We start from the raw sequence: 10,340 nt of genomic DNA on the forward strand, positions 1-10,340 counted from the left end.
CTACTCGGTAATTTCATATGCCCTCCTTTTTAGCACGGGCGACTCGCCTATTTGTAAACCAAGTGGTGAAACGCCAGTTAGGACCCAAAGTATCCATTGCCTCCCAGCGCAAACGGTTAGATGCATTACAGCGCGTTATTCCAATGCCGAATGGTGTTAAGGAAGAAGAGTGCCGCTTAGCTAATATTCCAGCACGTAGCTACACACCTGCGATGGACAGCGGCGCAATTCTCTATTTACACGGCGGAGCCTATACCATTGGCTCACCGGTTAGTCACAGAGAACTCGTTGCACGGATATCACGAGAGACAGAATACAAAGGCTATTTAATCGATTATCGCTTAGCACCTGAGTCATTATTCCCTGCTGCGGTAGAAGATGCCCTAGAGGCATATATAGCGTTGCTAGCAGAGCATCAAAACATCGTTGTTATAGGTGACTCCGCGGGTGGAGGTCTCACCCTTGCTCTTATGCAGGCAATTCGCGCTGGCGAATACGCCGAGCCTAGTGCGTTAGTCTTACTATCACCTTGGGCGGACTTAACTTGCAGCGGCAACAGCATTGAACGTTGCGCCAACATAGATCCGATGCTTAGCGTCGAGTGGTTGCGAACGTCGGCAAAAATATATGCTGGCGATCAGTCACTAAGCCACCCACAAATATCCCCGCTTTTCAGCGATTTTAAAGAATATCCGCGAACACTAATTCAAGTCGGTACCGACGAGATACTGCTTGATGACGCCCGTCGGGTTGCCTATGCAATCAAGCAGGCTGGGAATGAAGTGGTTTTACAGGAATTTGCCGATATGTGGCATGTATTCCAAATTCACGGCAGCTACATGCCTGAATCGCGCGGTGCGATACGAGCAATAGCCAATTTCCTAAAGGCTGAGAAATAATCTTGCGCCCGTGAGGCTTAGGCCTCAACGGCACCGTGCTCTGATTATTAGCGAGCGCCCATAAAAAAACCCGCGATTTTCATCGCGGGTTTTTCGCATCAGTAAACTGACACTAACTAACTTAGTCTTCAGTAACTACGTCGTCAGCTGCAGTAGCAACTGGACGATCTACTAATTCAACATAAGCCATTGGGGCGTTATCACCCGCACGGAAGCCACATTTCAAAATACGAATGTAGCCACCTGGACGAGCTTGGTAACGAGGACCCAAGTCAGTGAACAACTTACCAACTACTTCTTTGCTACGAGTACGAGCAAAGGCCAAACGGCGGTTAGCAACTGAGTCCACTTTTGCAAGTGTGATCAGCGGCTCAGCTACACGACGCAGCTCTTTTGCCTTTGGCAGAGTAGTCTTGATGATTTCATGTTCGAACAAGCTCACCGCCATGTTTTTGAACATAGCTTGACGGTGTGCGCTTGTACGATTGAAGTGACGACCACTTTTACGATGACGCATGGTTTAATTCCTTAACTAACTGAACGAACCGCTTACGCTAGCACTTTGTCGTCGTTCCGGAGGCTGGCAGGTGGCCAGTTTTCCAGATGCATACCCAACGACAGGCCGCGTGACGCAAGAACGTCTTTAATTTCAGTCAGAGACTTTTTACCTAAGTTAGGAGTCTTCAACAGCTCAACTTCAGTGCGCTGAATCAGATCACCGATGTAGTAAATATTTTCTGCTTTCAGACAGTTAGCAGAGCGAACGGTCAACTCTAAGTCATCCACTGGACGAAGTAGGATCGGATCGATCTCTTCTTCTTCGCGAATCTGCTCTACGACTTCGTCGTTTTCTAGATTTACGAAAATTGCTAACTGCTGTTGCAAGATAGTCGCGGAACGACGGATCGCTTCTTCTGGATCAATTGTGCCATTGGTCTCAAGATCAATGACCAGCTTATCCAAGTCAGTGCGTTGTTCTACACGAGCGCTATCTACGCTGTATGAAACACGTTTAACTGGGCTGTAAGTAGCATCAAGCTGCAATTTACCAATCGCCTTAGTCTCTTCATCGTTTTGGTTACGAGCTTCAACAGTTTCGTAGCCGCGACCAGAAGATACCTTCAGGCTCATTTTCAGTTCAGTGCCTTCGCCCAAATGAGCTAAAACATGACCTGGGTTTGCAATCTCAACACCGTGATCCAGTTGAATGTCGGCAGCTGTCACTACGCCAGGACCAACTTTGGTCAGGCTTAGAGAAGCTTCGTCACGTTCATGCAATTTGACCGCAACACCTTTGAGGTTCAGTAGGATCTCAATCACATCTTCCTGAACACCATCAATCGCGCTGTACTCATGCAAAACGCCATCGATCTCGCATTCGACGATCGCTGCGCCTGGCATAGAAGACAGCAGGATACGACGCAATGCATTGCCCAGAGTGTGACCAAAACCGCGTTCTAGCGGCTCAAGTGTTACCTTGGCATGGGTATTGTTTACTTCGTCCACCTGGATGTGACGAGGTGTCAAAAATTCATTAACTGCACGCTGCATAGCTGCCCCTTAATTTCCTCTATTATTTAGAGTAAAGTTCCACGATCAGGTTTTCGTTGATCTCAGCAGAGAGATCAGCGCGCTCAGGAACTGATTTATAAGTTCCTTCCATCTTGCCCGCATTGACATCAATCCATGCGCAATCGGCACGTTGTGATGACAACTGAAGAGCAGTTTTAATGCGATCCTGAGTTTTGGATTTTTCGCGAATCGCTACTACATCGCCTGTCTTAACTTGGTAAGACGGGATATTTACAGTTTGACCGTTCACAACGATAGATTTGTGAGAGACAAGCTGACGTGCTTCCGCACGAGTCGAGCCGAAGCCCATACGATATACGACGTTATCCAAACGCCCTTCCAACAATTGCAACAAGTTCTCACCAGTCGCGCCTTTACGGCGTGCGGCTTCTTTGTAGTAACTGCGGAACTGCTTTTCTAGGATACCGTACAGGCGACGCACTTTTTGCTTTTCGCGTAACTGTAGACCGTAGTCTGACAGACGACCGCGACCAGCACCGTGTACACCTGGTTTGGTTTCCATCTTACATTTTGTGTCTAGTGAGCGAACACCGCTTTTTAGGAACAAATCAGTTCCTTCACGACGTGCTAGCTTACACTTAGGACCAATATAACGTGCCATTTCTCAGCCTCCTTATACGCGACGCTTCTTAGGTGGACGACAGCCGTTATGTGGAATCGGCGTCACATCAGTGATGTTAGCGATTTTGTATCCACATGCGTTCAAAGCACGAACGGCAGACTCACGACCAGGACCCGGACCTTTAACTTCCACGTCCAGATTCTTGAGGCCGTACTCTTTGGCGGCTTCCCCAGCGCGCTCCGCAGCAACCTGAGCTGCGAAAGGAGTGCTCTTACGAGAACCACGGAAACCAGAACCACCGGCGGTAGCCCATGACAGAGCGTTACCTTGACGATCGGTAATGGTTACGATGGTGTTGTTAAAAGAGGCGTGTATATGGGCGATGCCGTCCACTACCGTCTTTTTAACCTTCTTCTTTGGTGATCTATTTGGCTTAGCCATTTTTAAATCCTGCTTTTAATATCAACACTGCAACAAGTCGAATGCAGCTACACTAAAAACCCGATCGTAAGTAAAATTACTTACGAATCGGTTTGCGCGGACCTTTACGGGTACGGGCATTTGTTTTAGTACGCTGACCGCGAAGTGGCAGGCTACGACGGTGACGGATGCCTCGAAAGGAACCCATATCCATCAAACGTTTGATGCTCATCTGGACTTCACGACGCAGATCGCCTTCAACCGTGTATTTTGCTACTTCGTTACGAACAACATCCAACAACTCTTCGCTCAAATCACCAATCTTGGTGCTCTCAGCAATGCCAGTACTGGCACAGATTTGCTGGGCAGACGTCTTACCAATGCCATAGACATAGGTCAGAGAGATAACTGCATGCTTGTTGTCAGGAATGTTGACACCGGCAATACGGGCCATGTCTAACTCCGTTACACTTACTTAATGAAAGGGCCGCGAATAATACAGATAACATGATCAGAAATCAAGTTATCTGAATCGCGACCCGGCCTTGTCAGAAGAATTAACCCTGACGTTGTTTGTGCTTAGGATCTGTACAGATCACTCGCACGCTACCGTTACGGCGAATTACTTTGCATTCACGGCAGATTTTTTTAACAGACGCACGTACTTTCATGACGGTCTCCTAAATCTGACTCAGCGTGCTGAGCCAAAATTCTTAAGATTTGATTTCTTCATCAGTGAATCGTACTGGCTCGACATCAAGTGCGATTGCACCTGCGCCATAAAGTCCATAACGACAACCACAACGATCAACAATGACGTTCCACCAAAATAGAAAGGAACATCTGCAGCCACTACCAAGAACTGAGGTAACAGACACACAGCGGCAATATACAGAGAACCGAACAGTGTCAAACGACCTAGTACGCTATCAATGTAATTGGCTGTTTGAATTCCTGGACGAATCCCTGGAATAAACGCGCCTGACTTCTTCAAGTTCTCTGCAACATCACGAGGGTTGAACATCAACGCCGTGTAGAAGTAGCAGAAGAAGATAATTCCAGCTGCAAACAGAACAATATAAAGCGGCTGACTAGGAGCCAACGCATTACTGAACTTCTGCAACCATTCCATGCCTTCGCCTTGACCAAACCATTGACCCAAAGACGCAGGGAACAAAAGTAAGCTTGAGGCAAAGATCGCCGGGATAACCCCAGCCATATTCAGTTTAAGCGGCAGATGACTGGTCTGGGCCTGAAATACTTGACGGCCTTGCTGGCGCTTGGCGTAGTTGATTGTGATACGACGCTGACCGCGTTCTACGAACACGATAAAGCCGATCACAGCAACCGCAAGAGCAGCAATCACCAGTAACAACAGGATATTCAAGTCGCCCTGACGGGCAGACTCAAACGCCTGACCAATAGCACTTGGCAAGCCTGCAACAATACCAGCAAAAATCAGAATCGAGATGCCGTTACCAATACCACGTTCGGTAACTTGCTCTCCTAGCCACATCATGAACACAGCACCTGCCACGAATGACGGTACGGCCGTGATGTAGAAATCCAATCCAGCTGAGAAAGTAACACCCTGACTCGCCAAGCCGGCGGAAACGCCAAATGCTTGAACGGTTGCCAGTAATACGGTGCCATAGCGGGTGTACTGAGTAATCTTACGACGCCCAGACTCACCCTCTTTCTTTAATTGCTCAAGCTGAGGCGTCACTGCCGTCAACAATTGCATGATAATCGACGCAGAAATGTAAGGCATGATGCCCAGCGCGAGAATACTCATACGCTCCAGTGCACCGCCGGAGAACATGTTGAACATTTCCAAGATAGTACCTTGGTTCTGTTCAAACAGGCGCGCCAATGCGTCTGGATTAATGCCTGGTACCGGTATATGGGTACCCACACGATATACAACAATTGCCAGCAGGACGAATCGGATGCGAGCCCAAAGCTCGCTTAATCCGGATTGCATGCCCTGTGGTAGTGAGCCTTGCCTAGCCATTAGTCTTCGACCTTTCCACCTGCTGCTTCAATAGCAGCTTTAGCGCCTTTAGTGACCTTTAAACCTTTAACGGTCACAGCTTTCTTAACTTCACCAGACAAGATCACGCGAGCAGATTTAATCTTCTCACCGATAACGTCTGCTGCTTTAAGAGCTGCTAAATCAACCACATCACCTTCAACCAGTGCCAACTCGTTCAAACGAATCTCAGCAACATACTGTGCTTGACGAGAAACGAAACCGAATTTTGGCAAACGGCGATGAATAGGCATCTGACCGCCTTCGAAGCCTGGAGCCACTTTACCACCAGAACGCGATTTTTGACCTTTGTGACCACGACCACCAGTCTTACCCAGACCAGAACCGATACCACGGCCTACACGCTTAGCAGCAGGTTTAGAACCAGGAGCTGGGCTCAATTCATTGAGACGCATATTACTCCCCTTCAACCTTAATCATGTATTGAACTTTGTTGATCATACCGCGTACAGATGGAGTATCTTCCAACTCAACGGTGTGACCAATGCGACGGAGACCCAAACCTTTCATGGTTTCACGATGCTTTGGCAACTTGCCAATAGTGCTTCGTATTTGGGTCACTTTTACGGTTTTATTAGCCATAACAGATTACCCCAGGATGTCTTCAACAGACTTGCCGCGCTTAGCTGCAACTTGTTCCGGAGACTTCATTTGCGCTAGACCATTAAAGGTTGCGCGAACGACGTTCACCGGGTTAGTTGAGCCGTAGCACTTAGCCAATACGTTTTTAACGCCGACCATTTCCAGAACAGCACGCATCGCACCACCGGCGATAATACCCGTACCTTCAGAAGCAGGCTGCATGTATACCTGAGCGCCAGAGTGACGGGCGCGTATAGGATACTGCAAAGTGTTACCGTCCAATTGTACGGTAACCATGTTGCGCTTAGCCTGTTCCATTGCTTTCTGGATAGCCAGTGGCACTTCGCGTGATTTACCACGACCGAAGCCCACACGACCATTGCCGTCGCCCACTACTGTCAAAGCGGTAAAGGCGAAAATACGACCACCTTTTACAACTTTGGCAACGCGGTTAACTTGTACCAGTTTTTCCTGGAGTTCGCTTTCGTTACGGTCGTTGTTACGATCGTTATTAAGTTAATTATTTGCCATGATCTTTACCCTTAGAATTCCAGGCCGCTTTCACGAGCCGCGTCAGCCAGAGCTTTAACACGACCATGGTATTTAAAACCAGAACGATCGAACGCTACTTTAGTGACGCCAGCGGCTTTCGCGCGCTCGGCAATCAGCTGGCCAACTTTAGTGGCAGCGTTAACATTACCAGTCAGTTCAGTACGCAGATCAGCTTCTACAGTAGAAGCAGTAGCCAAGACGTTAGCGCCGTTGGCCGAGATGATCTGAGCATAGATGTGTCTGGGCGTACGGTATACGCACAGACGTACCGCGCTTTTCTCACGGATATTTATCCGTGTTTTCTGGGCGCGGCGTAAACGAGCTTTTTTCTTCTCATTCATGGCCTAGACCTTACTTTTTCTTGGCTTCTTTACGACGCACGTTTTCATCAGCATAACGAACACCCTTGCCTTTATAAGGCTCTGGTGGACGATAGCCACGGATTTCAGCTGCTACTTGACCAACTTGCTGCTTATCAACACCTTTGATAACCACTTCAGTTTGGCTAGGAGTCTCAGCAGTAACACCTGCTGGCAGCTCGTAGTCGACAGGGTGAGAGAAGCCCAGTGTTAAATTCAGAGTGTTGCCCGTGGTTTTTACACGATAACCAACACCTTGCAGGACCAACTTCTTCTCAAAACCTACGCTAACACCAGTAACCATATTGTTTACTAATGCGCGGAACGTACCAGCTAGAGCATTGCTCTGCTTGTCGTTTGATTTTGGAGCAAAAGTTAAAACGTTTTCTTCTTTCTGAATATTTACAGAAGAATGAACGTCCAACTCAAGTTGACCTTGCTTACCTTTAATCAAAATCTTCTCAGCAGCGACAGTTACTTCAACGCCAGCTGGGATTTGTACAGGAGCTTTTGCTACGCGAGACATCGTTATTCCCCTTAGAATACGGTCGCTATAACTTCACCGCCAACGCCCGCAGCACGAGCAGCGCGATCAGTCATAACGCCTTTAGAAGTGGAAACGATAGCCACACCCAAACCTGCTTCAACTTTCGGCAGTTCGGTGGTGCCGCGATATTGACGTAGACCAGGGCGACTTACGCGCTGGATACGTTCAATAACTGGCTTGCCTTCGTAGTATTTCAAGTCAATCGTCATAGTCGGCTTAACGCCTGACTCAACTGAAAAACCTGCGATGTAGCCTTCAGATTCTAGAACCTCGGCCACTGATTTCTTAATTTTTGAAGACGGCATGCTTACATTCGAATGACCAGCTTGCTGGGCATTACGAATGCGGGTGAACATGTCCGCCAACGTATCTTGCATACTCATTTAATATTACCTCTGTTGTACAGCGCCCCCCTTCCGGATTAGAGGAAGGGGGAATTGCTTACCAACTAGCTTTTTTAAGGCCAGGCACATTACCCTTCATGCCTTCTTCGCGCAACTTAATACGTGAAAGCTTGAACTTACGGTATACACCGTGTGGGCGGCCTGTCATTTGACAACGTGCACGCAGGCGGCTTGATGACGAATCACGCGGCAGCTTTTGCAATGCTTGTTGTGCGTTCCAACGAGCTTCATCAGATGAATCTACGTTGATGATGATTGCTTTAAGTTCGGCGCGTTTTGCGGCGAACTTTGCTACCAACTTCTCACGCTTCAGTTCACGATTCTTCATGCTAATCTTAGCCATGGTTAACTCCTTAGTTACGGAACGGGAACTGCAGCGCTTTAAGTAGAGCGCGGCCTTCATCGTTAGTTTTGGCAGTTGTTGTGATGGTCACATCCATACCGCGAATCTTGTCTACTTTATCGTATTCAATTTCCGGGAAGATGATCTGTTCCTTCACACCCATGCTGTAGTTACCACGACCGTCGAACGACTTAGGGTTAATACCACGGAAATCGCGTACACGCGGTAGAGAAATATCTACCAAGCGATCCATGAATTCCCACATACGAGCGCGACGTAGGGTAACTTTACAGCCAATTGGCCAGCCTTCACGAACTTTAAAGCCCGCTACTGACTTACGTGCCTTAGTAACAATGACTTTCTGACCAGCAATCGCTTCCATATCGGAAACGGCGCTTTCCATCAACTTCTTGTCACCTAATGCTTCACCAACACCCATGTTCAGGGTGATTTTGGTAACGCGTGGCACTTCCATAATGTTTTTGTAACCAAACTCTTCTTTCAGCTTGGCTACTACTTCAGTTTTGTACAGTTGTTCTAAACGTGACATAGCAGTACCCAGTCCGATTAGGCGTCAACTTGATCGCCAGTGGATTTGAAGATACGTACCTTGCTTTCGCCTTCAACTTTAAAGCCAACACGGTCAGCTTTTTCAGTTTTCGGGTTCCAGATAGCAACGTTGGAAGCTTGAATACTCGCTTCTTTCTCAACGATACCACCTGGTTGCTGTAGGTACGGATTTGGTTTCTGGTGTTTTTTCACCATGTTAATACCAGCTACAACCAAGCTTCCGGTGTCTAGTACTTTTTGTACTTTGCCACGTTTGCCTTTGTCTTTACCGGCAATAACAACTACTTCGTCATTTTTGCGAATCTTTAACATATCGTCCCCTCCCCTACAGCACTTCAGGTGCTAGGGAAATGATTTTCATGAACTGTTCAGAGCGCAGCTCACGAGTCACAGGGCCAAAGATACGTGTACCGATCGGCGCAAGAGACGCGTTCAACAGTACCGCAGAGTTGGTGTCGAAACGGATGATAGAGCCGTCTGGACGACGTACACCTTTACGGGTACGTACTACTACTGCGTTCATTACCTGACCTTTTTTAACTTTACCGCGTGGAATCGCTTCCTTCACGGATACCTTAATCAAATCACCGATGCCGGCATAGCGACGATGTGAACCGCCCAGTACTTTAATGCACTGTACGCGCTTCGCGCCGCTGTTGTCGGCAACGTCAAGCATTGATTGAGTTTGAATCATGCTGCTCGCTCCTTAACTAGCTTCGCCAGGTATTAAACCTTGGCGCCGCGCTCGTCGATACTTACCAGCGCCCATGTCTTGTTTTTAGACAAAGGACGCGACTCTTTTAGCGTAACGGTGTCACCAATCTGACATTCGTTATTTTCATCATGCGCCATTACTTTCGTAGAGCGCTTCACGAACTTCTTGTAAATCGGGTGCTGAACAAAACGTTCGATAAGTACAGTTACTGACTTATCCATTTTGTTGCTGACAACGCGACCACTCATAGTGCGTGCAATAGTTGTGTTCTCACTCATGATCATTCCCCTGCCTTGCTTGCAAGCACGGTTTTAACGCGAGCGATATCACGACGTGTCTGACGTACTAGATGCGTTTGACCTAACTGGCCAGTCGCCTTCTGCATACGCAGTTTGAATTGATCGCTCAACAGTTCTTCTAGCTGAGTTTGCAGCTCAGCTACTGATTTTTGTTTCAGTTCAGTTGCGTTCATCACAGCACCGTCCGTTTAACAAATGCGGTTTCAAAAGGCAGCTTAGCAGCGGCCAGAGCGAAAGCTTCACGAGCCAACTCTTCTGGAACGCCTTCAATCTCATAGAGAACGCGGCCTGGTTGAATCTGACAAACCCAGTATTCAACGTTACCCTTACCTTTACCCATACGCACCTCAAGAGGCTTCTCGGTAATTGGCTTATCAGGGAAAACGCGGATCCAAATTTTGCCCCCACGCTTCACTTTACGAGTCAACGCACGACGCGCTGA

20 protein-coding genes and 1 pseudogene are annotated in these 10,340 nt (G+C 47.9%); 1 reads left to right on the top strand and 20 read right to left on the bottom strand.

Features of this window, described 5'->3' with window-relative positions:
* The first annotated feature begins 17 nt into the window (after positions 1-17).
* On the top strand, positions 18-899 hold the full coding sequence (locus UXZ23_RS07705; protein WP_320820032.1) for an alpha/beta hydrolase: 882 nt from the start codon (positions 18-20) through the stop codon (positions 897-899).
* A 121-nt stretch (positions 900-1,020) separates the two neighbouring features.
* Here the strand turns inward: UXZ23_RS07705 and rplQ are convergent, their stop codons facing one another.
* The 20 genes and pseudogenes from rplQ to rplP all read right to left on the bottom strand — a co-directional run.
* A complete protein-coding gene (gene rplQ / locus UXZ23_RS07710; protein ID WP_015488517.1) occupies positions 1,021-1,416 on the bottom strand; it encodes a 50S ribosomal protein L17 in 396 nt (131 codons plus the stop codon).
* A 32-nt stretch (positions 1,417-1,448) separates the two neighbouring features.
* Positions 1,449-2,450, bottom strand: coding sequence for a DNA-directed RNA polymerase subunit alpha (locus UXZ23_RS07715; protein ID WP_320820033.1), 1,002 nt, complete (start codon positions 2,448-2,450; stop codon positions 1,449-1,451).
* A gap of 22 nt (positions 2,451-2,472) precedes the next feature.
* Complete coding sequence (gene rpsD / locus UXZ23_RS07720) at positions 2,473-3,093, bottom strand: 30S ribosomal protein S4 (RefSeq protein ID WP_320820034.1); 621 nt, start codon at positions 3,091-3,093, stop codon at positions 2,473-2,475.
* Between the two features lie 12 nt (positions 3,094-3,105).
* Positions 3,106-3,495, bottom strand: coding sequence for a 30S ribosomal protein S11 (rpsK, locus tag UXZ23_RS07725; RefSeq protein WP_015488520.1), 390 nt, complete (start codon positions 3,493-3,495; stop codon positions 3,106-3,108).
* Between the two features lie 76 nt (positions 3,496-3,571).
* On the bottom strand, positions 3,572-3,928 hold the full coding sequence (rpsM, locus tag UXZ23_RS07730) for a 30S ribosomal protein S13 (protein WP_320820035.1): 357 nt from the start codon (positions 3,926-3,928) through the stop codon (positions 3,572-3,574).
* 103 nt (positions 3,929-4,031) lie between these two features.
* Positions 4,032-4,145 (bottom strand): 50S ribosomal protein L36, encoded by a 114-nt coding sequence (gene rpmJ / locus UXZ23_RS07735; RefSeq protein WP_015488522.1) that lies wholly within the window; start codon positions 4,143-4,145, stop codon positions 4,032-4,034.
* A 20-nt stretch (positions 4,146-4,165) separates the two neighbouring features.
* Positions 4,166-5,488, bottom strand: a complete 1,323-nt coding sequence (secY, locus tag UXZ23_RS07740; protein WP_320820036.1) for a preprotein translocase subunit SecY — start codon at positions 5,486-5,488, stop codon at positions 4,166-4,168.
* On the bottom strand, positions 5,488-5,922 hold the full coding sequence (gene rplO, locus UXZ23_RS07745; protein ID WP_320820037.1) for a 50S ribosomal protein L15: 435 nt from the start codon (positions 5,920-5,922) through the stop codon (positions 5,488-5,490). The genes secY and rplO overlap by 1 nt, the downstream gene beginning before the upstream one ends.
* Before the next feature lies 1 nt (position 5,923).
* Positions 5,924-6,109, bottom strand: a complete 186-nt coding sequence (gene rpmD / locus UXZ23_RS07750) for a 50S ribosomal protein L30 (RefSeq protein ID WP_320820038.1) — start codon at positions 6,107-6,109, stop codon at positions 5,924-5,926.
* Between the two features lie 6 nt (positions 6,110-6,115).
* Positions 6,116-6,589 (bottom strand): annotated as a pseudogene (gene rpsE / locus UXZ23_RS07755) (30S ribosomal protein S5); the annotation flags it as partial.
* Between the two features lie 62 nt (positions 6,590-6,651).
* Entirely contained in the window at positions 6,652-7,002 is a 351-nt protein-coding gene (gene rplR, locus UXZ23_RS07760) for a 50S ribosomal protein L18 (RefSeq protein ID WP_015488527.1), read from the bottom strand.
* Between the two features lie 10 nt (positions 7,003-7,012).
* Positions 7,013-7,546 carry a 50S ribosomal protein L6 gene (gene rplF / locus UXZ23_RS07765; RefSeq protein WP_320820039.1) on the bottom strand — a complete coding sequence of 178 codons (534 nt, stop codon included), beginning with the start codon at positions 7,544-7,546 and terminating at the stop codon, positions 7,013-7,015.
* 11 nt (positions 7,547-7,557) lie between these two features.
* The gene (gene rpsH / locus UXZ23_RS07770) at positions 7,558-7,950 is read right to left on the bottom strand and encodes a 30S ribosomal protein S8 (protein WP_015488529.1); all 393 of its coding nucleotides are present in this window, start codon (positions 7,948-7,950) and stop codon (positions 7,558-7,560) included.
* Positions 7,951-8,008: 58 nt separating this feature from the next.
* The gene (rpsN, locus tag UXZ23_RS07775; RefSeq protein WP_015488530.1) at positions 8,009-8,314 is read right to left on the bottom strand and encodes a 30S ribosomal protein S14; all 306 of its coding nucleotides are present in this window, start codon (positions 8,312-8,314) and stop codon (positions 8,009-8,011) included.
* A gap of 10 nt (positions 8,315-8,324) precedes the next feature.
* Complete coding sequence (gene rplE, locus UXZ23_RS07780) at positions 8,325-8,864, bottom strand: 50S ribosomal protein L5 (RefSeq protein WP_320820040.1); 540 nt, start codon at positions 8,862-8,864, stop codon at positions 8,325-8,327.
* A 17-nt stretch (positions 8,865-8,881) separates the two neighbouring features.
* Positions 8,882-9,196, bottom strand: coding sequence for a 50S ribosomal protein L24 (rplX, locus tag UXZ23_RS07785; protein ID WP_015488532.1), 315 nt, complete (start codon positions 9,194-9,196; stop codon positions 8,882-8,884).
* A 13-nt stretch (positions 9,197-9,209) separates the two neighbouring features.
* Positions 9,210-9,578, bottom strand: a complete 369-nt coding sequence (gene rplN / locus UXZ23_RS07790) for a 50S ribosomal protein L14 (protein WP_015488533.1) — start codon at positions 9,576-9,578, stop codon at positions 9,210-9,212.
* Positions 9,579-9,610: 32 nt separating this feature from the next.
* A complete protein-coding gene (gene rpsQ, locus UXZ23_RS07795; RefSeq protein WP_015488534.1) occupies positions 9,611-9,877 on the bottom strand; it encodes a 30S ribosomal protein S17 in 267 nt (88 codons plus the stop codon).
* A 2-nt stretch (positions 9,878-9,879) separates the two neighbouring features.
* Positions 9,880-10,071: a 50S ribosomal protein L29 gene (rpmC, locus tag UXZ23_RS07800; protein WP_015488535.1), complete on the bottom strand. Its 192-nt coding sequence runs from the start codon at positions 10,069-10,071 to the stop codon at positions 9,880-9,882.
* Positions 10,071-10,340: 50S ribosomal protein L16 (gene rplP / locus UXZ23_RS07805; protein WP_320820041.1), on the bottom strand; the 270-nt coding region annotated here is incomplete at its 5' end. The genes rplP and rpmC, both read right to left, overlap by 1 nt.

The sequence above is a fragment of the Thalassolituus sp. genome (assembly GCF_034111725.1).
Lineage (GTDB): Bacteria > Pseudomonadota > Gammaproteobacteria > Pseudomonadales > Oceanobacteraceae > Thalassolituus.